Genomic DNA, 23414 nt, shown 5'->3' with positions numbered 1-23414 from the left:
GCCCGCCGTCACCGTGCCGCGCCAGGACCCTGCTCCGCGCGCCGCGGCACCCTGCACCGGCGGCCGGTGCCGTGAGGGCGAGCGGGCCGCTGCCGCCGCCCGCCGGCATCCTCCGCATCTGCTGCACCTCTGTTCTCCTCGCCTCGACCGTGGAACTCGTCCCGCACGCGTGCTTCATCGAACGAGGCACCCCACCCGGATACCGAACAGTCCAAGATTTTCTCGCGCGCGTGGTCGGGCCCCCCGCCCGTACAGCTGCCCCGCGCAAGTCCCCGGCCCGCGGTCTCCGCACAGGCTTGCCCGGCACTGGCCGGGCGGATCGGGCGGGTCGGCGTGCGCGGTGTGCCTCACGCGTCCACGGACCCGGCATGCGCAGCCCGGCTCCCGGGTGGTGCGGTCGCTCGGGCTGCGAGGGCATGCGGCGATCCGCTCGCGAACCTGGGCCAGGAGGTCCGGCCCCCGTGGCAGGCGGAAGTCGGTTCGCTGTTTGCGGCGTGAGGGTGTGACGTATCGGCGGCGCGGGCCCTGCCGGCCCGTGTCGTCCCGCGTGACGACCGGAGGGCGCACCTGGTCCGGTACCCGGCCACCGCGATCGTGCTCCCTACGGCTCTACGGCTCTACGGCTCTACGGTGCCATTCCGTGCCGGTAGGCCCAGATGACGGCCTGCACCCGGTCCCGGACGCCCATCTTCTGCATGGCCCGCCCGAGATGGGACTTGACCGTACTGATCTCGACCACCATCTCCTCGGCGATCTCCGCGTTGGACATGCCCCGGGCCAGCAGCCGCAACACCTCGGCCTCTCGGCCGGTGAGCGTTTGCCCGGACGAGGGCGCGCCGGCCCCTGGCGCCCCGGCCCCCGGCGTCCCTGTCCCCGGCACTCCGTTGCCGGGGACCCGGCGGCGGGCGAACTCTGAGATGACCCGTCGGGTGACCGCCTGGTCGAGGAGACCCTGGCCGGCGGCGAGACGCCGGACCGCGTCCACGAGGTCGTCGGGAGCGGCGTCCTTCAGCAGGAACCCGCCGGCGCCGGCCTCCAGCGCGCCGAACACATAGTCGTCCAGGTCGAAGGTGGTGACCACGAGCACCGACGGGGCGTCGGGACCGGCCGAGACGATGGCGCGGGTGGCCTCGATACCGTCGCCGCCAGGCATCCGGACGTCCATACAGACCACGTCCGGCCGCAGGCGCCGAGCCGCCTCTACCGCGGCCGGCCCGTTGGCGGCCTCGCCGACGACCTCGATGCCGTCCGTGTGGCTGAGGATGTACCGGAAGCCGGCCCGCACCATCATCTGGTCGTCGGCCAGCACCACTTTGATCACAACTCTCCCTCCAAAACCTCGACGGTATCGGTATCGGTGGCCGTGGCCGTGGCCGTGCACGTGTCCGTGTCCGTGTCCGCCGGGCCGACGGCCAGTGCGAGCCGGACCCGCCAGCCGCCGTCGGCGGTCGGCCCCGCCTCGAACTCCGCACCGATCAGCTCGGCCCGTTCCCTCATGCCCGCGAGACCGTACCCGCTGTGCGCGCGGCGCTCCTCGGCGCGCGGGGCCGCGTCGTTGACCACCGTCAGGACGGTATGGGCGGGCCTGTGGTCGATGGTGACGCGGACGGCCGCGCCCGGCGCGTGGTCCCGCACATTGGACAGCGCCTCCTGCGCCACCCGGTAGAAGGTGACGTCGGCGACCGGGGGCAGTTCGCGCGCTCCGCCGGTGTGCGTCAGCTCGGCGGAGGTGCCGAGGGCGCGGACGGTGGTCACCAGATGGTCGAGGACTGCCAGCCCGGGTGCCGGGGCACGGTCCGCCACCCCGCTCACGTCCGCGACGTGCGCCTCAGCGCCGTCGCCCGTGGCGGGGCCGCGCAGGACACCGACGACGAGCCGCAGATCGTCGAGGGTCTCCTTGCCCTGGCCGCGGATCCAGGCCGCGGTCCGTCGCGCCTCGGCGGGCTCGTCGTCGATCATCCGTTCCAGCACGGCGGCCTGGATCACCAGGCCGGAGAGGTGATGGGCCGCGATGTCGTGCAGCTCGCGGGCCATCCGGGCGCGCTCACGGCCGACGGCCGCGGCCTCCCGCGCCTGCTGGTTCTCCGCCGCCTCGCGCTCACGCAGCCGGGCCAGCGCCGTGTACCGCCGGTGGACCGCGAACTGGGCGCCGAGCATGGCCGAGACACCGTAGACGAGGACTGCGGCGACGATCTGTTCACCGACGAGCGGGACGGCGAGTCCCAGCGCCCGTGCGAAACCCTCGCCGGGGGTGGCGCCCGCGTCGAACGGCAGGTGCACCAGGACGTACCCGGCCGTCTCGAACAGTACGGCCACGACGACCACACCGACCGTGGCACCGAGCGGAAGCACGCTGCCGACCGTGGCCGCGGCGATGAACTGGGACGGGGTGCGGATGGCGTCCCACGGCTCCATCAGAGCCATGACGGACACCTGACAGACGATCACCGTGAACAGGCAGGTGAGCGGTGCTCGGCGCCGGACGCACAGAACGAGCGCTTGACCGGCCAGCAGCGCGGCGATCACCCAGGCGTGCCGGGAGACCAGTTCCTGCGGCGCGGGGCGCTCCGGGCCCGTCAGCGACAGACCGAACAGACCGAGAGAGCAGAGGGCGGCCACGACCGCCAGCGCACCGTCGCGGCGGAGCGGGCCCCGCAGCCCCACCGCGTCGAGCACCCGGTGCCCGAGCCGCACCCCACGGTCGGTCCGGGCACGCGGCGCGAGACGGGGGTTCCCGGCCGCTTCTGCGGCGCGCCACATCCGGACCGTCTCGTTCCACACTCTCACGGGGCGCATCGTACGGGGCGTCACCGGCCGCCCCGCACGACGGTCACGTGCGGTTCCTCCACCGAAGGTCGGAGACGCGAGTGCCGACCTCCGCGCGATGTGCGGGCCAGGGCCGCCCGGCAGTCTGGTCTCGGCACGGCACGGCACGGCACGGCACGGCGCGGTACGGCGCCTGCGCATCATCGAGGGGAAAACGGACCATGCATGTTCAAGCGCTCGATCCCGCGGAGCCCGCCGAGGCGGGGGAGTCCGCGCAGTCCGGGGAGAAGCGGCGACGCGCCGCGCGCGGTGCGCTGAGGACATTCTTCGTCTGGCTGGTCGTTCTCACCGGGATACCGCACGCGTTCGCCATCACCACCGGGCAGCAGATGCCCTGGCTGATGCTGGGGATGTTCGCCCCGGGTGCCGCTTCGATCGTCACCCGCCTCGTGCGGCGGGAGGGCTTCAAGGACATCACCTGGCGGCTGCGGCCGGCGTCCGTCCGGCGGGCGATCGCCGTCGGCGCGGTCTACCCGGCCGCGATCGCGGTGGTCACCTACGTCATCGGCTGGTCGACCCACCTGGTGCGGCTGGTCGAGTCACCCGCGGTGCTCGGCATCGAACTGCCCGGCCCCCCGGCCCTCCAGGTGACCCTGGCAGTCCTGCTCGTCTGGCTCCTCGGCGGCCTCTACGGAGTGCTCTCCTCCCTCGGCGAGGAACTGGGCTGGCGGGGCTACATGCTGACGCGGCTGGTCCAGGCCGAGGTACCGCGACCGGTGCTGGTGACCGGTCTGATCTGGGCGCTGTGGCACATGCCGATCATCTTGGGCGGGGTCTACCTGAACGGCACAGGCGGCTCGACACCGGTGATCGCGCTGCTGTTCCTGCTGTCGATCCTCCTCCAGAACGAGGTGATCTGCCGCCTCCGCCTCACCTCGGGCAGCGTCTGGCCCGCCGTCGCCTACCACGCGGTGTGGAACGCGGTGATCCAGGCGGCTCTCGACCCGGCCACGACCGGCGCCCACGCCTGGTTCCTCGTCGGTGAACAGGGCGTCGTCCTGCTCGCGGTCAACCTGACCGGCGTGTGGCTGCTGACCAGGAGCCGTTCTACCGGTCTCAGTGCCCGTCCGAGAACTGATCGTTTCGGTGGTAGGGGCGGGATCGGTGGTCCTGATGGAACGAGCGGAACCCCTTGGTAGCAACAGCGGTGGCGAAGGCCTGCCGCGCCAGGATGCCCTGTCAGCCGTCCGTCGAGTCAGGTGGGGCCATGGCAGCACGGGGGTGAGGGCCTGCCACTTGGCGCCATCCGTGCCGGAAGTGTAGCGGCGGGGCCGGGGCGAACTAGCGATCATCGGCGCGCAGTCGGTACGGGCCTCCGAGACCGTCGGTGCCGCCAGCCGGGGTTGGGGTGCGGGCACTGTACTGCAAGGCACCGGAGGCGGTGCCCCGGAGCAAGCATCACCGAAACGCCTCAGGCCCGGCAACACGAAGGTACGGGGCCTTCTTCTTGTTTTTGTTCTTCGTCTTCCGTCCCTGCCCTACGTCGGACGAAAGATGAGAAACAAGGTAAGGGCCTGCAGAGAATCAAGGTGTTGCTCGCGTGATGCGGCTCGTTGTTGTGGTGTGAGCGTCTCCAATGAGGTTCGCAGTCAACTCGCTGTGTAGTGCGAGGTGTTGTTCCCGCGCCCTGACGAGCGGCAGTGGCGGCTGATGATGGGGGGCCGAGGCCCGGATCCTGGGACACGGCGTTCACAAGGGCGTGGACGAATTGGAGACCGACCAGGAACCTCTGGGCCGGGTACGCAGGCCCGGTGGTGCCCGGAAGAGGTCCGCAGATCTTGTTCCGGGCCTTCGGCCCGCGCTGCTGGCACCGAACGCCGCCCCTGGTACCGCGCCGGAGACGTCGCCGCGCTCCTCGCCGAATGACGCACACGACGCCCTCGGCCTTCATCGCCGGGAGCGTCGCCGTACATGATCACAACACGGCTACAGCAGCCCCACGGCCCTCCCGCGTGACGGAAGATACCCGAAGCATCAGAACGTCCTGGGGGGGACCATGTACACCAGAAGAGCCACCTTCGCAGCCGTACTGCTCGGAGCCCTGACCGCCTGCGGCAGCAGCGGGGAGCCCGAGACCATCACCGTCACCGAAACGGTCACCGCCACCCCTGAGGCAGACACTCAGGCGAAGGCCGCCGCCGACGACGACGTACTGAAGATTGGCTCGAAGAAGGACATCGTCGAGGAAGAGAACGACCTTCACATCAGCGTCCAGGCCGTCGAGTACCAGCAGCCCTACAAGGGGCCCCAGCCCGGTGCTCCCGAGGATTTTCAGGGCGGCGACGTGTGGGCCGCGGCTGAAGTCAAGATCTGCAACGTGGCCGGTGCAGACGTCGGCGTCAGCCAGTTTCCCTGGTCCCTTGCCTACGAGGACGGAACCGTCATCGACGTCACAGGTTCGTCCGGCGGCGACATGCCCAAGCCCGAGTTCCCGATGGACAAGACACTGAAGCCGGACCGTTGCGCCGCCGGCCTCATCGCATTCCCGGTACCCGGCGACAAGACGCCCGAATACCTCGTGTACGAGCCCGAGGGCGGCGACCCCACCGAGTGGGCAATCACTCAATCCTGATCGAGAGAGGCGCCCGTGACCGACTCACTCCGTTACGGGCGCCTCTGCTGCCGGTTGTCCGCCTAGCGGCGCAGCCTCCGGTTCTCCTGCTGGACCATGCGACGAGAAACCCGACCACATCCGCACCGGCCATGACGCCCCGTGCGGCTGGTGGACATCCACCTTGACCACGCGGTCCCGCTCACGCACGGCGGCGACTGCCTCCACCCCGCCAACGCCCACAGTGCACACCGCTGGCTCTGAGAGCGGTTCGTGGCTCCACTTGGCAGTCAGGGCTGAGACCACCGGTGTCGACGGCAGGGCCATGTGGAGGAGTTCTGACCCCACCGTGCTGCTTGCGGTGCGAGCATCGATGTGCTCCCTGGCGGGAGGAGGCGTCGATGCGGCCGAGTCCGAGGTCGATCTCTTCGCGGCCGTCCGGCGGGACTCGCGGAGCGAGGGGCTGTCGATCAGGGCTCCGGCCCGCAAGTACGACATGCACCGTCGGACGGTGCGTGAGGCGTTGTCCTCGGCCTGGCCGGCCCCGCGCCGCAAGCCGCCGCCCCGTTCGTCGCGGCTGGACCCGTTCAAGCCGGCCATCGACCAGATGTCGAAGACGGATCTGGACGCGCCCCACAAGCAGCGGCACACCGTGCAGCGGATCCAAGACCGGCTGGTCGACGAGCTGGGCATGAAGGGGATCTCGTACTCGCTGGTGCGGGACTACGTCGCCAGGAGCCGCCCGCAGATCCGTGCCGAGGAGGGTCGGGGACCGTCGCAGGGAGGCCGACCGGCACGAACGGCTGGTCGCCAAGGGCCAGGTACGCCTCGCACTCGACCACTACCTGGAGGCCCTGCTGCGCAAGCCCTGTGCCTTGCCCGGGGCGAGCGCGCTGGACCAGGCCCGCGCCGCCGGAAAGTGCACCCCGGTGCACGACGCCTGGTGGGAGGCAGTCCGCAAAGCGCACTGCGACGCCACCGGGACACGCACGCTGATCGAGGTCCTGCTGCCTTGCGGGCCCCCAGCGCGACCGCGTCAGCGGTCAGAGCCCCGGCGCCCAGGGCCGCAGCGATGCCGGCCACGACGTGTTCATGGGCCATGTGCCGGTGCAGCACGGTGACCTCGCTGACCGCACGCCGTTGGCCCGGCGGCCCGCCTACGACGGGCTGCTGCGACACCCCCGGCCCGCCACTACCTTCCCAAGGGAGAACCGCCGTGACTGCTCAATGCGACCGGGGCCTGACCGAGCAGGCCGCCGACGCCGCCATCGACTCCGCCTGCCGGATGCTGCGGCTGCCCACGATCCGGGCCCAGTTCCCCGCGTCGCCAGCTCTGCGGCCCGTGAGCAGATGACCTATCGCGGTTTCCTCGCCGAGCTACTGATGACTGATCGCGACGACCGGGCGCGCCGACGCTCCGAGCGCCGGATCGAAGCAGCCGGCTTCCCCCGGCAGAAGTCCTTGCGGGACTTCGACTTCGAGGCCGACTCGAACATCGACCCGGCCGCCATCCACACCCTGGCCTCCTGCAATGGATCAGGAGCGGGAGGAGAAGGCGTCGGTGGACGTCGCTTCCAACGAATCGTTTGGCGGGTGGACGAAGACCTTCACCGATCCCCGGCTCTGCGCGGCGATCGTGGACCGGCTCACCTTCGGCGGCAACGTCATCGAGACCGGCACCGACACCTACCGCCTCGCCCACGCCAAGAACCAGTAGGAGGCCAGCGCAACGGGCTGACCGACAGACCCGTCATCTGCCCTCGGCCCCCTCGTCAACCGCGTCAAGCAGCGCATCCACCAGCTCTTCGTGACGCTGCCGTTCCACACTCCGTGACGGACTGGACAGCACGATTCCCTTCGCCTCGCCCAAGGCGGTCGGGCCCGCGCCGAGCAGCTCTCGCGTGACAATGATCGAATCCATCACGGCCACTCCGCGGTCACTCAGCAACTGCTGCACAGCGTCCATCCCCGCATCTGGCCCAAGCAGTGGCCTGCACTCCGCGACGAGTGCGGAGACCCGCTCAACGCGAGCCGGATCAAGCGCCATCGGCTCCTCACCCCCTCCATCCGATGGGGCCAAATTACCCTGTCCAAAACCCGGTGCAAGATCGACAAGTGGGGCCAAGTCGGGCTGCCGCCCGGCGCCGGTCAAGACTGCCGAAGCCACACCGCCGCTGCACCAGCCGAGGCCATGCCAGGATCGGCAGTCTCGGCGAACGCGCCATGACGCTCCTCAAAGGGCTGGCGACTCCTGCGCGAGCTCTGCTGCAGCACCACCCGGACCACCGCCATGGTCCGAGCCGTCGTCGCCCTCGAACTCGACGACTGATCAAGGTGGAAACCTCACTGACTGCTTGATCACTGGGCTGCCTCACGAGCAGACTGAATCGGTGAGCACCGACCTGCCTGCCTTCCGCTATCACCCGGATCCGGTCGCCAGCGGGTCCATCCGTGAGAGCGTCGAGGTTTGCGCCTGCTGCGGCCGTGCCACGGGGTTCATCTACACCGCGACCTTCTATACCGCCCAAAAGGTCAGCGGACGCTTCTGCCCCTGGTGCATAGCCGACGGCAGCGCGGCCGAACGGTTCGCCGGCGAGTTCACCGACTCCTACGGACTCGACAGCGTCAGCGAGGAGATTCTGCACGAGGTCACCCGCCACACCCCTGGCTTCCATGCCTGGCAGGATCCGCACTGGCTCGTCCACTGTCAGGACGCAGCAGCTTTCGTGGGCGAGGTCGGCTACGGCGAACTGGTAGCCCATCCCGAGGCTCTCGACCAGCTGAGGCGAAACCTGCGCATGGGTGGATGGCACGATGCGGCCGAACTCGAGCAGTTCCTCACCCACCTCGGCGAAGGCGCCACCGCGATGCTCTTCCGCTGCACCGTCTGCGGCACTCACCTCGCCTACGCCGACGCCTCATAGCGGCCAGTGCGCCAGGGGCCGGTCCCGCCAGCAGTCCCAGCTGTTCATGCCGACGATGCCTGCCGCTTAGGCAGCGAGGGTGCAGGGGGTAAGGCCCTGCCAGATGTTGTCCGGGCAGAGGGCAAAGTGTTCGGCGGCGACCCGCGGAGCGAAGGCACACGGGCGGCGGGACAGCCCAAGAATCCGAAGGGCGCTCATTCCCCGACGCCGGGAGGCGACGTGGCGACCAGGTGGGCAGGCCGTCGGCTCCCGTTCTCAGATCGGCATGCCGGGTGCGGAGGGGAAGTTCCGGTCGGGGCCGTGCTCCGCATCCGATGCAATTGGCATCGGTAAGAACATCGGTACAGCGGTTACCGCTAAGCCGGTGATCATGGTCCGGCCGGGGCTCCGAGCGCACCGACGCGGTTCGCGTACTCGCGGCGGGCCTTGCGCTGTGCCGGGATCACGGCGGTTCCCGGGGCGCCGTCGAAGGGCTGGGAGAGGTCGAGGAGTCGGCGGTGGGCCGCGGGCACGGCGGTGACGCGCAGGGTGTAACCCTGGCCGCGCCGTACGGTTACGCCCTGGTCGAGCGCGGCCCGCTCGACGTCGTCCAGTTCGGCGGCACGGAGGAAGTCGGCGACCCTGCCCGGCATGTCGAGGGTGACCAGCAGTTCTGGGGCGGAGGCGCCCGGGGCGGCGGCCGCGTATACGGGCAGGAGGTCGGCGACAGCGGTGCGGATGGCGCCGCGGCTGACGTAGTGGTCGCGGGCGAGGGCGGCGATGGACCGGCCTTCCAGGTACGCGGTGCGTACGTCGGTGGTCTGCGCGGCCGCGACGGCGGGGCGGCGTCCGCCCTTGCTGCCCTTGGCCTCGGCGGCGCGCAGTCCGTCGTACGTCAGCTCGCGCTGGAGTTCGCCGGCGGCGGCGAGGGTCTGCACCATGAACTTCACGGTGGACAGCAGTTCTCCGGTGCGCGGATGGCGGGCGGTGAGGTCCATCGCGGAGAACGCGCCGTCGTGGATGCGCAGCGCGAGACAGTCCTGGTGGAGGACGTCGAGCACGTCGAGGATGTGCTGGTTGCCGCGCACGAGGCGGAACATCTCGGAGATGTGCACGGTGTCGCCCGGCCGCGCGTAGTCAAGAAGCGCGCGGAACTTGGGGCGCTGGAGTGGATGGAGGCGGCTGGAGGTACCCGGCTTTTCCTCGAAGATGACCGGGTCCTCGATCCCGGCCTCCTCCAGGACGAAGTCCTGCCGGGCGGTGGACTGCTGGTCAGTCGAGACCGGCTTGTAGACCAGGTCCGCCACCGAAGGGCCCCTTCCGTACGGAGGATCGGCCCTATCTGTCGTCAAACCTTGTCATCAATCACCATCGGATCTGATTGGATTCGAGCCGCCGCGAACCCCCGGATTGCGCGGGTTCATTGGACGCCCCGGCCGCTTGAGCTCGCCATGGTCTATTGACGCCTGCTCTCACATGCGATGGCCCCGACGTGCTGTGTCGGTGGTGAGGGCTAAGGTGCGCTGTCGTGGACGCTGATGATCTTGACTACCGGGCCCGAACGCTGACGGGCTGCATTCCTCCGGGGCTGGTGGCGCGGTTCCTCGAACTCGGTCATGAGCGGGAAGTGGAGTTTCAGGCCGGCCGCGGGGAGTGGTTCTGCTCGCTGGAGTGGGCCCGGCTGCTCGGGCATCGGGGCCAGCGCGAACAGGCGTTGGAGGTGCTCGCTCCGTACGTCGCCACGAAGTGGTGGCCGGCGGCCCAAGCCCGGGCGGAGCTGCTGGAGGGCTGGGGCCGGGTGGAGGAGGCGATCGCGCTGTCCCGCCCGTACGCGGAGGCCGGTGACCGGCTGGCGCTGGTCTTCTTCGCGCGCCTGCTGGCCCGCCACGGCCGCAGCGGCGAGGCGTTCATGCTGCTGCGCGCCGGGATCCAGGACTGGTTCCTCGCCGAGTGCTTGGTCGACGTCGCCCAAACGGCGGGCATGGACGAGGAAGCGGCAGTTTTGTTGGAGGGTCGGATGGAAGCGGCGGTCCCTGCCTGCAACGACCCGGACTGCGACAACCTCCGGATGGAACCGTCCAACGCCGTCGGCCTGCTCGCCACGATCAGGGAACGCCAGGGCCGGGTCGAGGAGGCGATCGCCCTGCTGCACACCCGCGAGGTCACCTCCGTCAACGGCCGTGACCAGCTGGCCGACCTGCTGGCCAGACACGACCGGATCACGGAACTGCGTGCGTACGCAGCGTCCGAGTACCACGGGCACGCCGTACAGCGCCTTGCCGAAGCGCTGGAGGAACGCGGCGACGCGGAAGGGGCTATCGCCGCCTACCGCGTCTTCGGTGCCACGCCGTCCGGCATGCGGCAAGTGGCTGTACCACTGTCCGAGCTCCTCGTCCGGCACGACCGGAGCAACGAGGCGATCGAGGTGCTGCGCGCGCTCACCGAACACGACGCGGAGGACTGGCTCGTCCACACTCTTTGCACCCTGTACGCCGACCACGGCCGGTCCCGAGAGGGCCTGGCCCACCTCGATGCCATCAAGGAGCGAAGCGACGGCAAGGAGTACTGGGACCTCTTCCAAATGCGGCTTCCGCTCATGGCCGACTGCGGCCTGCTCGACGAAGCGATCGAGCAGGTGCGGGCGCACCCCGAGGGTGACACCTGGTACGCGGCCTGGGCCTTGTCGGACATGCTTGCCAAAGCCGGCCGCACCGAAGAAGCCGACGCAGTCCTCGCACAGCACCCGGCAGTCAACAGCTCTCTTCGTGCCGAGCGCCTTGTCGACCTCGGCCGCATCCAAGACGCTGTACGACTCCTCCAGCAGCCGATAAGCAAACCGACCACACCCGCCTGGGACGGCGCCTACTCCACCGAACCGCCGTTCTAATATGGGGCCGATCTTGTCAAGGGGCATGGCGAAGTGCCCCTTGAGTGGTGCGCTGCGGGGGTCGGCGGGAGGCCGGTGCCGGGGATCGTTTCCGACGCGCGGTCAGTCTGATATCCGCGGGTTGGTTACCGCATGACCGGGTGTTCGTCGGGGGCGGTCCGCTGGTCTGACACCGAGCGTGGGCTGCGAATGCTCGCCGGCCTGCTCACAGAACGGCCGCGGGTCGCCCCTCGCGCTGTCCCCGGTCCGGCCGCCCGCCGACCGGTCTGTGGGGTGGTGCGGGGCTCAGCCGTCCATCACCGCAAGGCTCCAGCACCAGCCCGCGAGCTCGCGGGCGATGGCGACCGCGGTGACCGTGGAGCGTTTGCCCCGGGCGTCCATCTGGACCCACCGGTGGTGCAGCCGCCGGTCGGCCAGCTGGGCGCGGGCCCGCACCGCCGGGCAGACCAGGTCGCGGCGCTTGCGCAGCGGCGTGCCGACCGAGTGCAGCGGGCGGCGCTGCTGCCAGGCCGCCTCCACCAGCAGACGGCGGGCGTGCGTGTTGCCGGTCTTGGTGATCGGGCCCTGCACCCGGCGGCTGCCGCTGGAGTTCTCCGAGGGCACCAGCCCCAGGAAGGAACCGATGGTGGAGCCGGTGAACCGGGTCCAGTCGCTGACCTCGGTGGTCAGCCCGACCGCGGTGAGCACCCCGACGCCGCGTATGCAGCTCACCCGCCGCACGGTGGGCCGCCATTCGGGCCGCTCGGCGAGTTCCTCCAGCGCGGCGTCCATCCGGTTGCGCCGCGCCAGGGTGGCCAGCACACAGTCGAGCTCTTCGCGGAAGGCCGTGCGCAGCGCCGCGTCCTCGAACCGCAGGGAACGCAGCCACCGCTCATGATCCATGGTCCATGCCTGCCCGTCGTGCTGGTAGCCGTGCCGTAGCAGCAGCTTGGCCAGCCGGTGCCGCGCCCGCATCAGGTCCGTCCGCACGTCGTCGCGGGCCCGCACCAGGTCCCGGGCGGTCTCCTCCCACTCGGCGGGCACCCGCACCGCCGGCAGCTCCCCGATGTGCAGCAGCCGGGCCAGCCGCAGCGCATCCCGCTTGTCGGTCTTGACCTTGTCCCCGGGCGGCCGCTCCACCTTCGACGGCGCGACCACCACGCACCGGACCCTGGCCTCCTCCAGGGCGCGGGCCAGCCCGAAGCCGTGCGGTCCCGCCTCGTAAGCCACCGCGGCCGGGCCGGGCAGCTGCTGCACCCACCGCAAGATCTCCGGATGCTGCGGCACCAGCCGCGACCGGAACACCTCGCCCGTCTCCCAGTCCACCGCGTGCGCGACCACCGACCTGGAATGCACGTCCAGGCCCACCGCCGTGCGCTCGTAGAACATCCGACACACCCCCTGCCAAGGCGCCACGTCAAGTCGACCCCTCACCGTGCGGCCCGGCAGCCGTTTGTTCCAAGCCTTGGCCAGAACCCCGAACCGTCCGGAGCCGACACCGCAATGCCGTCGCTCCATACGGTTCTGACAACTCGGGCTGGTACGCGCTACCTCTCCACCGTACGTCGCGCGCCGGTTCAGTCGCTGCCCTCGTCGTCTTCGACGGCGTCCGGGTCCCGGAGAGGGCGCAGGCCCTGGCCGGGACCGCTGGCCTTGATGTTGAACAGGTAGCGGCCCAGGAAGTTGATGTGCCGGTCCTTGAGCGGGGAGAGGCGGGCGACGTCCTCGTCCTTGATGGCGTGGCCCTCGGCGCGGAGCTGGGCGACGGCGGCGTCCAAGTAGCGGGTGTTCCACAGGACCACGGCGTTGAGGACGAGGCCGAGAGCTGCGAGCTGGTCCTCCTGGTCCTCGCGGTACGCCTGGCGGATCTGGTCTCGACCGCCGTGGCAGTTCGTGCGGGCCAGGCGGTGCCGGGACTCCTGCACGGTGAGCTGCCGGTTCATCAGCCGATGGTAGGTGTCGTCGACCGGGTCGACCAGGGCAAGCAGGTGCATGGTCTTGTCGATCCGCCCGTACTCGGCGAACGCAGAGCCGAGTGGAGTCGGGTGGCCCTCGCGTCCGAACATGCGCAGCAGGTCGTAGGCGCGGACCTGGTTGGTGATGAGCGACCTGGCGACGCGGAGCATGGCCGGCCGGTGCGTGGTGATCCGCTTGAGGTCCACCTTGTTGCAGGCCACGGCCTCCAGCGGCCCGTACCCGGCGGCCGGCGTCTCGCCGTCGGGCAGGTCGGCCCGCCAGAACCGCTGATCGGCGAGGTCGCGGAAGCGCGGGGCGAAGCGGAAGCCGAGCATCTTGTACAGGCCGAAGGCCATGTCGGAGTACGAGGCGTTGTCGGCCGCGACCATCTGCGGCTTCATCCCGCCATCGAGGTTCAGCAGCGTGTCCAGCGTGTAGAGGCTGTCGCGCGGAGTGTCGCGCACGACCATCGCGCCGATCCCCGCGACCTGGTCATTGACAGCGTTGAGCCAGGTCTCATCCCGTTTGTAGCCGGGAGAAGGGGACGCGCCGTGCCGGGCCGTCCCCTCCACGCCGCTCCTGGCTCAGGTGTGCGACATCCTGCGCTCGGACCCGGCAAAGGCCGGCCGATGTGAGCGCTACGAAGAGGTAGGCTCGTCGTCGATTAACACCTTTATCGATGTTCTCCGCCGCGAAGAGACTCCGCGTGTGCTCGTGAAGTCCGGTCTCCCTGGCCGTTTCCCGGCGCTCTGGTCCGCCGGTTCCGTGAACGGCCCCCGCCCGCGGCCGGCTCCCCTTTTGCCGGCACGCGTCCCGCACGCCGGCAGCACTGACATCTCTGGGCAGGAAGCGGCGCTCCTACAGGGAAGTCGCTTGGCTGTCGGGCGGGCAGGAACGCGGCGCTACCCGGTACGTTCTCGGTGCCAGGGCCGGCAGATGCGAGCGGTGTGGAGGATGCGGGCCCCGGTCAGCAGCAGACCGGGGAGGCGGCAAACGCGACTCCCGTGTCGACCGGCCGGCCGGCCTTGCAGGCACGCCGTCCGGGCGGCGGCGGGCGCGGAGTGCGTCGAGGAATTCAGCCCACGACGATAAGCGTGATCGTCGTGGTGATGACCGCGAGGAAGGCAGCGACTGCGAACAGGAGCCGGAGATGGCGGTGAACACCTGGGGGGACAGCACGTTGTGCACGCAGTGTGCCGCCGGCCGCCGGCTGCGCGCGGACGGTGCCGGTCACTTCGACAACCACGGGAACCCCCTCTATCTCGGAAGGGATTCTCCGGCGTGTCCCGTCGTCGTCCTCGCACAGGTTGATCCGCACGACCCAACTGCCTTCTTGCTGTCGGAGGCCGACCCCAGTCACACGCTGTGCGTCACCGGTATTGAGGACCGTGTCCATGATTCTGCTCTTGGCCTGGCGGGCTGCTGCGAGGTCAGGCATCGGAAGCCTCCACTGCGTCTATCGGTCTTCTGTGCCAGTGAGCGGTTCGGCCTTCACGGCGCGAAGCGCGGCGGACAGAGGCATGGCATAGGACCGGTTCGCCTCCTCATTGCCTGCGAAGATCATCGCATAGCCGACTCGGGTACGAGGAGAGTAGATTATGGACCCGCTGTCACCAGCAGCTGAAAAGGAGAACCCGTTGGTTCCCTCGATCTCGATGATGTTGGAGAAGCGGAAGTACCTGTATTCGGCGTCTCCGATGCGATACTCCACCCGCATCAGGTCGAACTCTGTGGCGGACAGATGGCCTTTCGTGTGCCCGGTGGACCGGCCGACCTTCGCGAGAATAACATCGTCGAAGGACGGATCGCTCACCTTTTCCAGATCTCCCTCAGGCAGGCGATTTCCCGTGGTTTCGATTCCTGGATCGAGGACTGCTGCCGCCACATCAAGTTGATTCATCTTTCTCTCTTCGAGGGGGATCATGTGGGAAAGAACCCCGATGCAGTCCTCCGGTCCTCCGTCATCCAGTGGACCCGGCTGAAAAACCGGGTCGCCGATCTTCCCTTGATTCGTTGCGGCCAGGACATGGTTGTTGGAGAGGACCCCGATGGCGCCTGGATACTCGTGAAAGCGGATGAAACAACCCAGTGTTCCCGCCCCCACGAGGCCGTGCCCGACCGAGCTTCCTACCGTCAGGGGCCGGTTACGTGACTGGTGAGGGTTTTGCTGCCCACCGAGCGCGCTGATCCGTCCGGTCACCTCGACGTTCACCTCCCCCCGGGCGGCAGTAAGAAGATCCGCGACTGCGGGATGCTCCCTCAGGTCCCGTGTCTCCAGCCGTAACTCCAACCGGTAGCCCCGAGATCTCTTCCGTGACACGCCGATACCCAGCGAGCGGGTGATACCGCTGCGGGGCTCGCAGGCTGCTGTGTGAGTCCATGCTGTTGTGGCAGGTGGAGAGAGCCGTGAAATCAGATGGTTCCGCAACTCTCTTGCCTCGTCAATTTGCACGATTACTACCCTTCCAGGATGCCCTGATCTTAGCTTTCCCAAAAGTCTCATTTGATCGATCAGGGCACAATGAGTCGCTGCTGGCCTGAATGTGTACGCAGATAGAACACCAATCGATCGGAAGGTCGAGTCGAATGGTGTTTACGGACAACTTCTGTCCGTTTATGTATGATCCAATGATCGAGATTGATCAGACTGCAAGGATTTCAGGTAGTCCTCGCAGGCCCATCCCTTCTGCCGGTCGGTGCGCCCCAAGTGCTCCAATGCGCCGTCTCGCAGAAAAAATGATTGTTAACGATAAACAGCTCGCGACATCCACTCCGAGGGAGTAGTCCGAGGGAGGTCACACATATCGTCGCGTGACCACCGCCTGCGTCAGAGGGTGCTGAGCGCAACCGGGTCAGCCCGCCGAGTCACCTCTGAGTCACCTCTGCCACCAGTACGGCTGAGACGCGAACAGACCAGGGCGGGCGAGAGAGAAGGGCGTCCGGCGCTCAGAGCGGACGCTTGACCATCCGGGCTCCCGGCCGGGCAGCCTCCAACCGGTCGAGCAATTCCATGATCACATGGTTGTAGAGCGTCTTCCATGGCCCGTAACGTTCGGGCAGGTCACGCCAGGAAAGGCCGGTCCGGATCTTGTAGATCATGCCGTTGACGACCCAGAGGGCCTCCACCCGTGGCCGGTCTGTTGCAGTCCGAGGCAGCAGCGTAGCGAGTAACTCCACTCTCGCTCGGGCAGTTCATGACGACGTATGACGACGTATCACTCAACCATGATCCACCATCTGACGATCTCGAAGACGGACCCTAGTCTGCCAGGCATGCTTCAGCACCTTCCGCGCCAGGGCATCGGCGCGGAACCTGCCGGCGCCGGTAGGCACCTCGGCCGAGCACGCGACCGCGAGGACGTAGCCGATGCCGCGTTCTTCCAGAGCCGTGCGCAGTTTCGGGTTGCCGCCGCAGACCTCGCCGCCGGTGACCCAGCCGACGCGGTGTCCGGCGTCCAGGAACCGTTCGATCATCGTGCGGGCCAGATCCGGCTTGGTCGCGAAGACGGTGTCCGGGCGGAGGCCGGCTGCCCAGCAGCGGTCCGGGTCGACTGTCCAGGAGCGCGGGATGTACAGCTCCCGGTCCACCGCCGCGTGCCCACGCATCCCGGCGTAGACGAGGTAAACCGCGACCTGGGCATTTTCGATCCGCCCGGCCGGTCCGGTGTATTGACGCTGGACTCCGACCGTATGGGTGCCCTTCTTCACGTCGCCGGTCTCGTCGACCACTAGGACCGCGGCATAGTCATACAGGTGCTCGACGACATACTCGCGCACGTCGTCACGGACGCCATCGGCATCCCAGACAGCCCGGCACAGCAGATGCTGCATACCGTGCGGGCCGGTCTCACCGGCCCATTCCGCGATCGTCCAGCGGTTCTTGCGCGACAGGTCCGACAGCAGGCCCAGCACCAGTTGTCCGGCTCGCAGTCGGGGTTCGAGCCGGGCGATCCGGCCCGCGATCGGGCCTATGGCCACCTCGAAGGCCGCCCGCCACCGACCGGGATCCATGCTGTGACCTGCGGCCACCGCCTCATCGTCAGTCCACACGACTTATGATCAACGGTGGTCGCACCCGTCTCCGCACCGGCCCCACCACCCTTCTCCGCACAAGAACCGACGGATGGTCGCGCATGCTCCTGCTGGATCAGGTCCGGACGCTCCTGCGAGAGCATGACGACCCCCATCACCTGGAACGTCCCGCCAACTTCGACCTGGACACTTCGCGGGACTGTTTCGCTCGGCTGGTGAGCACCCTTGAGGAGCGCTTCGGGCCGTCGTGCTCAAGTGGCATGGGCCAGGACGCCAGTTTCTACGGTGTCATCAACGTCCCAGCGGGCGTGACGGGTCTTGGCCGGCCCTTGCGCGTCGCGATGAGCAATTTCGGCAACTACTTCGTCACCGCCAAGGTGGTGGTCGGTGAGGGTGCCCCCTGCGGTGAGGCGGGCCTGACCGAGGAGTTCGTGACGTGGCTCGACGGCGTCTGCGCGGCGGTGGCATGCACCTTCGTCCCGTCCGAGCTGCTCTGGGAGCCGTACGACGGGCCGTCGGTCCTGGAGGCGCACCGAGACGAGGAGCTGGTGGCGGCGCTCGTGGCTGCGGGCGAAGCGGCCGAAGAAGAGGACGACGACGAGGAGCTGGGAAAGGCGTACTGGCACGACCGGTACTTCGAGTACATGTGAGACTCCCGGACCTGCTGGTCCGCACGGCCTTTTGAGCCCGCCCGGACCTGCGCAAATCGGCCCGCCATCTGACCCATCAGCCCCTGGAATGCCTCCCGCCATCGGGCGGAGGAGATTGCTGTGACCTGCGATCACCGTCGAGTCGTCAGTCCACAAAACTCACGACGATCAACGGTGGCTGCACTCCTCTCCGCACCGGCCCCATCTGCACGATCATGATCTACAGCTGGAGTACTAGGCCGTCGGCGATCTTGGGAGTGACGTGCCGGTACAGGTAGGTGAGGACGACCAGGGGTGGCAGTCCGACGGTGAGTTCGTCGAAGCCGAGCACGGCGGTGTCGGCGTCGCGGGCGAGGTCGCCGTGGAGAGTGAGTCTTGTATCGAAGCCGAGCGCCCGGCCGCGTACGACGGTGGCTGATGCCGGGAATGGAGGCGAGGAGGGCGTTGGCGTGCAGGACGAGCCGGAGGTTGTCGGCCCGGCCGCCGCCGGGCCGGAAGCTCGGCCAACGGGCACGTCCGATTCGGTGGGGACGGGGAAAGCGGAACTGAAAACGGTGCACGGCGTCCCCGAACGCGAGGAGAGGAACGACGTCGCCATCGCCCCGCCGAGGCAACCTTCTGGGACCGGATGCACTCCAGACCCACCTCAGTGATGCGTCTCAGGCGGCTGTCGACCGACTCGACCGCCGATGCCTCTCCGCCTCGGACCGCCTCCGCTTGGGCGGCGGCCGTCACCGTCCGAGGCGGCGTACGGAGGCCATGTTCCGGGCAGCTTGTCGTGCCTGATACTTGGACAGCCCCGGCGGCCGGGCTCGACCAGGTCCGCCAGATCGCCGAGGCCCTGGTTCCGGGGCACCGAGGAGTCGTCCATGCACCGTCCGGACCCGCGGCATGCCGCTCGACTTGCCGTGTACGGGACCGTGGCCACGCGCCTGTCCCTGCTGAGTGACCGTCGGCTCGGTGAGGTTGTGGCCGCCGCGTCCTCGCGCGGGTCCGGCATCGGTGGCAGGTCCGCGGAGCTGGACATCGACGGCACGCGGGTGTTCGTCAAGCGAGTGCCTCTGACGGACACCGAGTTGCGGCCGGAGAACACGCGGTCGACGGCCAACCTCTTCGGACTGCCGATGTACTACCAGTACGGGGTGGGCTCAGCAGGGTTCGGGGCCTGGCGAGAACTGGCCGTGCACGTCATGACCACCCACTGGGTCCTCGGGGACGAATACGAGGGCTTTCCGCTGATGTACCACTGGCGCGTCCTGCCCGACTCGCCTCCCGAAGGGTTCGTCGACGAGTTCGGCGGCATCGACGGGGCGGTCTCGCATTGGGAGGGCTCACCGGCCGTGCGTGAGCGGCTGGAGGCCATCGGCCGGTCCTCGTCCAGTCTGGTGCTCTTCTTGGAACACGTCCCGCAGACACTCGGCGACTGGCTGCACGACCACCGGGCCGCCGCGCCGGAGCGCGGGGGCAGCTCGCCGTACCAGTGGGTGGATGAGGCTCTTTCGCGGGGCACCGCCTTCATGAGCTCGCACGGGCTCGTCCACTTCGACGCCCACTTCGCCAATGTCCTCACAGACGGTCGGCGGCTGTACTTCGCGGACTTCGGACTGGCCCTGAGCTCCGGCTTCGAACTGTCGACGGTCGAGGCGGAGTTCCTCTCCGAGCACCTCGTGTACGACCGCTGCCACACGGCGAGTCATCTGCTCCGCCACCACCTGCCCGATGGGCTGCGTGACGGGAGGGAACACGAAGCGTTCCTGCGCGACTGGATCGTCGGCCACCGACCCGATGGCGTCCCGGGCGAGATCGCCACGATCATCGACCGGCACTCCCGCCCCGCCGTGGTCTTCGGCGAGTTCGCCCGCCGTCTGCTCACCGAGAGCAGGCGGACGCCATTCCCGGCCGCCGAGATCAGGCGGGCCTTGGGCACTGCGGTCGCGGTGCCCGACTGAGGCCGGACTTCGGCAACAGATCGCCGACAGGATGTCGCGGGTTGGGGAGGGGAGTGTGTGCCGGGGCCGAGGCGGCGTCCCAGTTCGAGGTTCTCGCTTCCGAGAAGGCCCCGCCTCACAGCACCCACAGCACCCACAGCACCCGCAGCACCCGCAGCACCGACAGCACCCGCAGCGGTGCACGCGACCGTGAGCGGCCAACAGCAGGCCCCGTGCGTGGATCAGGCCGTCGACAGGCGCACCGACTTTCTCACGGTCGGCCTCGCCACCGGATGACTCCGGATGACTCCGGACGACTTCGGATGACTCCGGATGACGAGGACCGGGCCGGGCGGTCAGGTGAACTCGGCGAGGATGTCGCGCACATCGCGCAGCGCGGCGTCCATGCCGTGGACGTGGGCGACGGCGAACGGGTTCAGCACTACCTCGTCGATGCCGGCCTCGTAGTGGGCGCGGATGCCGGCGGCCACGTCGCCGGGTTTGCCGTACAGGAAGACACCCTCCTCCACCAGTTCGCGGGCCGAGCCCACCGGGTCGGAGGTGTGGACGTCCAGGCCGGCGCGGCGCAGCATGTCGCTGTAGTGGTGGACCCGCAGGTGTCCGCCTGCCCCGGACTGTGCCAGGAGGTGGGCGTTGCGTCCGGCGCGGTCCAGCGCGGCGTGCACCACCGTCGCGACCCGGGGCCGGTCCCGGCCGGCCGACGCGGCACCGGCCGCCAGGGCCGGCAGCAGGGTGTCCCTTACGTAGCCGGGCGGGGTGAGCCAGGTGACGGCGACGTCGGCGCAGGCGCCCGCCGCGCGTGCCATTCCGGGGCGCAGCACGCCGGCGCCGATCTCCGCGGCCGGCGCGGGGACCGGGACGTCGCCGGGCAGCCGCGGCAGCCCCATCCCGCCGACGTGGAAGAGCGGGCCCCGGTGGTCCACCCGCTCCTCCCTGAGCAGCCGGCCGAGGACCCGGACGTACTCGGCGACGGCGGAGGCGGGCCGGGCGTAGGGGGCGCCGTTCAGAGCGGTGGCGAACTCGGGTTCGGCGGCGCCGTAGGCGACGACCGGCGGGTGGCCGGTGAGGACGGCCAGGGACCGGGCCTGGGCCGCGGCGTCATAGGGGTGGCGCAGTGCCATGAGGGCGACGGACAGTCCGACCGGGATGCGGTGGCCCGCTCCGGCGAGGTAGGCGAGTGCCTGGTGGGTCTCGATGGTGAGGGACTGTCCCATCCACAGCCGGTCCGCGCCCGAGTCGCCGACCAGGGCGGCGACGCGCAGGAGTTCGCCGGGTTCGCGGACCATGTGGGGGAAGAGGACCGACAGGCGGTGGAGCGGACGCATCAGACCTCCCGGGCCGGCGGAGTGGCGGTGAAGGCGGGTGAGGTGGTGTTGCGGGCGGGCTCGGCGGGCAGGACCGACGCCTCCCGCAGCGCGGCGGCCACCCGGGCGGCGAGACCGGTGTCGTCGTCGGGCCCGGTGAGGTGCCGGACCACTCCGTCGGCGACGGCGGCGGCCCGGTGCTGTCCGAAGCTGCGTTCCGTCCGGGCGGGGCGCGGATCGCGGGGGTCCCAGGCCACGGCGGTGCCGGGGGCGAGGCGGTGGGCGAAGACCGAGACGTCGTCCGCGATGCCGGCGGTGTGCGCCAGGGCGGCGGCCAGGCGGGAGGCCACGGCGGCGTGTTCGGCGCAGAGGTAGACGACGACGGCGTCCCGGCGCGGGTAGGACCAGCTCCGGGAGAGCACCTTGGCCCGGTACGGGACGGCGAGGCCGGCCAGTTCCCGCAGCAGGGCACCCCAGACGGCGGGGGCCGCGGCGGCCTCGGCGACGTGCACGTACAGGCGCAGGACCTCTTGCCGCCCGACGTGCCGGGCGAACCCTTGCGCGCCGTCCACCAGCAGGAACCCGGGTGACAGGGCGGGACGGAGGGCGGGGTGCTCCACCTGTACCGGGTCGCCGGGGCCGAGGCTGAGGCCGAGGTTGGGGCCGGGGCCGGGGCCGGGGCCGGGGCCGGTTCCGGGTACGGCGTGCACGGCGTCGGCGGGTACGGAGACCAGGACGCGTCCGAGTTCCACGACCGCGGGCGTACTGTCCGTCGCCGGCCGGCGCAGGACGGCGTCGGCGCGCGTGGTGGTGTGCGGCACCTGGGCGGCCAGCCGCTCCTCCAGGGCGGTGTCGCGGCGTGGCCCTCGCACGGGACCGTCGCCGGCGTCGCGGATGCCGGCGTGCCACTGTTCGTACAGGACGTTGCCGAGGGCGACGCGCAGTTCGCGGGGTGTGGCCGCCTCCACGCGGTGGCCGGCGACGGTGACGGCCGGGGTGCCGCCGGAGTCGCCGGGGTGCAACTCGACGGTGGCCAGGGCGTCCTGGAGAGCGGGGGAGAGCGGCGGGGCCGCGGCGGTCGTGGGCATCAGTCCTCCGTCAGGCCGAGCACGGCGGCGAACCGGGCGGGGTCCAGCAGGGCGTTGCGTCCCACACCGGCGATACCCCGCTGTACGGCGCCGAGGCGGTGGGTGAAGGGGGTGGCGGCCAGCATCCGGTCGAACAGGTGCCAGCCGGCGTACGCCGTGACGCGGGCGGCGAATCCGCTGCCGGGGTGCGGCCGGGCGGCGCGGTAGCCGGTCCAGAAGGCGGCGATGTGCGGTTTCACGGCGTCCAGTTGGCGCTCACCGTTGGCGACGAGCGACCGGTGGGTTTCGGCGGGAGCGCCGGCGTCCTCGGCGTCCAGTTCGGTGAACATGCGGGTGGCCGCCCGGTGCAGCCACTGCCCGACGAATCCGCCGGCGTCCGCGGCGGGGTCGGCGAGGCGGAACTCCTCCCAGTCGGTGAGGTACAGCTCGCCGTCGTGCAGCAGGAACTGGTCGAGCCGGATGTCGCCGTGGACCGGGGTGGCCGGTGTCTCGGCGGACCGCTCCGCCAGCAGCCGCAGCGCCTCCCGTACCTTGCGGTCGTGCTGGAGCAGCGCCCAGGCGTCCAGTTCGGCGGCGCTGGCGGCGGTGTAGGCCGCCAGCGGGAGGGACGCCAGGCGGTTCGCGGTGGCCCGCGTGGCGGCCGTGTCGACGAGTGGTACGCCGTCGGCGGGCAGCGCGTGCAGTTCGCCGAGGGCCCGGCCGGCCCGGTGGGCCAGCGCGGGGTCGAACCGGCCGTCGTCGGCGAGGGCGGTACCGGTGACCGCGCCGTCCAGGCACGCGAAGACGAGGACGAGGGTGTCGGGGTCTCCTCCCAGGAAGGCGGGGGTGCGCCAGGCCGGCTGCTGTTCCGGAACCTGCCCCTGGGGCTGCTCCTGGGGCTGTCCCTGGACCTGCCCCGGGGGCTGCCCCTGGACCTGCCCCTGGGCCTGTTTCTGGGGCTGCCCCCGGAGCTGTTCCCGGGCCTGTTGCCGGACGCGTTGGACGCGTTCGAAGGCCAGGACTCGCTCGAAGCGGTCCTTCGCTCCGGGTGCGGCCGGGTCGAGCCGCTTCACGAAGAGATGGCGGCCGTCCTCGGTGCGGCCCGCCCAGTTGTCGTTGCGGCCGGCGCGCCCGGTGAGGTCACCGGGCGCGAACGGCGGGAGACCGAGCTGCTCCATGCCCGCGCGGATCTGCGGAACCTCGTCCAGGGGAGTGGGTGCGAGTCGGTGCCGGTCCGCCGCGGCGGGCTCGGGAGCGTGGGTGATCGTCGCTGCTGCCATGGACGGCACGCTAGGGAGCGCGGCGTCGGG

Annotated in this window: 17 protein-coding genes and 5 pseudogenes; 8 read left to right on the top strand and 14 right to left on the bottom strand. The window is 69.8% G+C overall.

All coding sequences use genetic code 11. The annotated features are described in order from the left end of the window. Positions 1 to 625: 625 nt before the first annotated feature. Both UW392_RS58220 and UW392_RS58215 read right to left on the bottom strand, forming a co-directional pair. Positions 626 to 1321 carry a response regulator transcription factor gene (locus UW392_RS58220; protein WP_320783596.1) on the bottom strand — a complete coding sequence of 232 codons (696 nt, stop codon included), beginning with the start codon at positions 1319 to 1321 and terminating at the stop codon, positions 626 to 628. Continuing rightward, positions 1318 to 2787, bottom strand: coding sequence for a sensor histidine kinase (locus tag UW392_RS58215; protein ID WP_320783595.1), 1470 nt, complete (start codon positions 2785 to 2787; stop codon positions 1318 to 1320). Before UW392_RS58215 ends, UW392_RS58220 begins: the two co-directional genes overlap by 4 nt. Positions 2788 to 2987: 200 nt before the next feature. Here UW392_RS58215 and UW392_RS58210 point away from each other — a divergent pair, with 200 nt between their 5' ends. From UW392_RS58210 to UW392_RS58195, 4 genes and pseudogenes are all read left to right on the top strand, one after another. Beyond that, a complete protein-coding gene (locus UW392_RS58210) occupies positions 2988 to 3965 on the top strand; it encodes a CPBP family intramembrane glutamic endopeptidase (RefSeq protein WP_320783594.1) in 978 nt (325 codons plus the stop codon). 472 nt (positions 3966 to 4437) lie between these two features. Continuing rightward, positions 4438 to 4636: pseudogene (locus tag UW392_RS58205) on the top strand (ISAzo13 family transposase); the annotation flags it as partial. Positions 4637 to 4822: 186 nt separating this feature from the next. After that, entirely contained in the window at positions 4823 to 5398 is a 576-nt protein-coding gene (locus UW392_RS58200) for a DUF4352 domain-containing protein (RefSeq protein WP_320783593.1), read from the top strand. 1195 nt (positions 5399 to 6593) lie between these two features. Next, positions 6594 to 7094: pseudogene (locus UW392_RS58195) on the top strand (ATP-binding protein). A gap of 33 nt (positions 7095 to 7127) precedes the next feature. Here UW392_RS58195 and UW392_RS58190 read toward each other — a convergent pair. Then, entirely contained in the window at positions 7128 to 7334 is a 207-nt protein-coding gene (locus tag UW392_RS58190) for a hypothetical protein (protein WP_320783592.1), read from the bottom strand. 433 nt (positions 7335 to 7767) lie between these two features. Between UW392_RS58190 and UW392_RS58180 the strand changes: the two genes are divergently transcribed. After that, on the top strand, positions 7768 to 8301 hold the full coding sequence (locus UW392_RS58180; protein WP_320783591.1) for a CbrC family protein: 534 nt from the start codon (positions 7768 to 7770) through the stop codon (positions 8299 to 8301). A 368-nt stretch (positions 8302 to 8669) separates the two neighbouring features. Here UW392_RS58180 and UW392_RS58175 read toward each other — a convergent pair whose 3' ends face one another. Beyond that, the gene (locus UW392_RS58175) at positions 8670 to 9587 is read right to left on the bottom strand and encodes a recombinase family protein (protein WP_320783590.1); all 918 of its coding nucleotides are present in this window, start codon (positions 9585 to 9587) and stop codon (positions 8670 to 8672) included. Between the two features lie 221 nt (positions 9588 to 9808). Here UW392_RS58175 and UW392_RS58170 point away from each other — a divergent pair, with 221 nt between their 5' ends. Beyond that, complete coding sequence (locus UW392_RS58170) at positions 9809 to 11167, top strand: hypothetical protein (protein ID WP_320783589.1); 1359 nt, start codon at positions 9809 to 9811, stop codon at positions 11165 to 11167. A 285-nt stretch (positions 11168 to 11452) separates the two neighbouring features. Here the strand turns inward: UW392_RS58170 and UW392_RS58165 are convergent, their stop codons facing one another. The 6 genes and pseudogenes from UW392_RS58165 to UW392_RS58140 form a co-directional block, all read right to left on the bottom strand. After that, positions 11453 to 12535, bottom strand: a complete 1083-nt coding sequence (locus tag UW392_RS58165) for an IS110 family transposase (protein ID WP_320783588.1) — start codon at positions 12533 to 12535, stop codon at positions 11453 to 11455. Positions 12536 to 12723: 188 nt separating this feature from the next. Further along, positions 12724 to 13650: pseudogene (locus UW392_RS58160) on the bottom strand (Tn3 family transposase); the annotation flags it as partial. A gap of 527 nt (positions 13651 to 14177) precedes the next feature. Further along, positions 14178 to 14540 carry a hypothetical protein gene (locus tag UW392_RS58155; RefSeq protein ID WP_320783587.1) on the bottom strand — a complete coding sequence of 121 codons (363 nt, stop codon included), beginning with the start codon at positions 14538 to 14540 and terminating at the stop codon, positions 14178 to 14180. Positions 14541 to 14558: 18 nt separating this feature from the next. Beyond that, positions 14559 to 15314, bottom strand: a complete 756-nt coding sequence (locus tag UW392_RS58150; RefSeq protein WP_320783586.1) for a hypothetical protein — start codon at positions 15312 to 15314, stop codon at positions 14559 to 14561. A gap of 812 nt (positions 15315 to 16126) precedes the next feature. Further along, positions 16127 to 16279: pseudogene (locus tag UW392_RS58145) on the bottom strand (transposase); the annotation flags it as partial. Positions 16280 to 16366: 87 nt separating this feature from the next. Then, positions 16367 to 17074 (bottom strand): annotated as a pseudogene (locus tag UW392_RS58140) (IS701 family transposase); the annotation flags it as partial. 161 nt (positions 17075 to 17235) lie between these two features. Between UW392_RS58140 and UW392_RS58135 the strand changes: the two are divergent. Beyond that, a complete protein-coding gene (locus tag UW392_RS58135) occupies positions 17236 to 17784 on the top strand; it encodes a hypothetical protein (protein WP_320783585.1) in 549 nt (182 codons plus the stop codon). A gap of 220 nt (positions 17785 to 18004) precedes the next feature. On the opposite strand, the gene UW392_RS58130 is transcribed toward UW392_RS58135, so the two are convergent. Then, entirely contained in the window at positions 18005 to 18382 is a 378-nt protein-coding gene (locus UW392_RS58130) for a hypothetical protein (protein WP_320783584.1), read from the bottom strand. 271 nt (positions 18383 to 18653) lie between these two features. Between UW392_RS58130 and UW392_RS58125 the strand changes: the two genes are divergently transcribed. Continuing rightward, the gene (locus tag UW392_RS58125; protein ID WP_320783583.1) at positions 18654 to 19733 is read left to right on the top strand and encodes a protein kinase family protein; all 1080 of its coding nucleotides are present in this window, start codon (positions 18654 to 18656) and stop codon (positions 19731 to 19733) included. A 335-nt stretch (positions 19734 to 20068) separates the two neighbouring features. On the opposite strand, the gene UW392_RS58120 is transcribed toward UW392_RS58125, so the two are convergent. Genes UW392_RS58120 through lxmK form a run of 3 tightly spaced genes read right to left on the bottom strand, consistent with a single transcriptional unit; the run spans position 20069 to position 23384 of the window. Then, on the bottom strand, positions 20069 to 21058 hold the full coding sequence (locus tag UW392_RS58120) for an LLM class flavin-dependent oxidoreductase (RefSeq protein WP_320783582.1): 990 nt from the start codon (positions 21056 to 21058) through the stop codon (positions 20069 to 20071). Then, a complete protein-coding gene (locus UW392_RS58115; protein WP_320783581.1) occupies positions 21058 to 22125 on the bottom strand; it encodes a T3SS effector HopA1 family protein in 1068 nt (355 codons plus the stop codon). The genes UW392_RS58120 and UW392_RS58115 overlap by 1 nt, the downstream gene beginning before the upstream one ends. Next, complete coding sequence (gene lxmK / locus UW392_RS58110; RefSeq protein ID WP_320783580.1) at positions 22125 to 23384, bottom strand: class V lanthionine synthetase subunit LxmK; 1260 nt, start codon at positions 23382 to 23384, stop codon at positions 22125 to 22127. The genes UW392_RS58115 and lxmK overlap by 1 nt, the downstream gene beginning before the upstream one ends. Between the last annotated feature and the right edge of the window lie 30 nt (positions 23385 to 23414).

It is taken from the genome of Streptomyces sp. CRN 30 (assembly GCF_034105845.1).
The sequence above is the reverse complement of the archived record's forward strand: the minus strand, read 5'-3'. Positions and strand labels throughout refer to the sequence as shown.

Excerpts from the sequence above, each read along its gene's own strand:
- UW392_RS58210 (WP_320783594.1), top strand. The coding sequence starts at position 2,988 with ATGCATGTTCAAGCGCTCGATCCCGCGGAGCCCGCCGAGGCGGGGGAG.
- UW392_RS58200 (WP_320783593.1), top strand. The coding sequence starts at position 4,823 with ATGTACACCAGAAGAGCCACCTTCGCAGCCGTACTGCTCGGAGCCCTG.
- UW392_RS58165 (WP_320783588.1), bottom strand. The coding sequence starts at position 12,535 with ATGTTCTACGAGCGCACGGCGGTGGGCCTGGACGTGCATTCCAGGTCG.
- UW392_RS58155 (WP_320783587.1), bottom strand. The coding sequence starts at position 14,540 with ATGCCTGACCTCGCAGCAGCCCGCCAGGCCAAGAGCAGAATCATGGAC.
- UW392_RS58135 (WP_320783585.1), top strand. The coding sequence starts at position 17,236 with ATGCTCCTGCTGGATCAGGTCCGGACGCTCCTGCGAGAGCATGACGAC.
- UW392_RS58130 (WP_320783584.1), bottom strand. The coding sequence starts at position 18,382 with ATGGCGACGTCGTTCCTCTCCTCGCGTTCGGGGACGCCGTGCACCGTT.
- UW392_RS58125 (WP_320783583.1), top strand. The coding sequence starts at position 18,654 with ATGCACCGTCCGGACCCGCGGCATGCCGCTCGACTTGCCGTGTACGGG.
- UW392_RS58120 (WP_320783582.1), bottom strand. The coding sequence starts at position 21,058 with ATGCGTCCGCTCCACCGCCTGTCGGTCCTCTTCCCCCACATGGTCCGC.
- UW392_RS58115 (WP_320783581.1), bottom strand. The coding sequence starts at position 22,125 with ATGCCCACGACCGCCGCGGCCCCGCCGCTCTCCCCCGCTCTCCAGGAC.
- lxmK (WP_320783580.1), bottom strand. The coding sequence starts at position 23,384 with ATGGCAGCAGCGACGATCACCCACGCTCCCGAGCCCGCCGCGGCGGAC.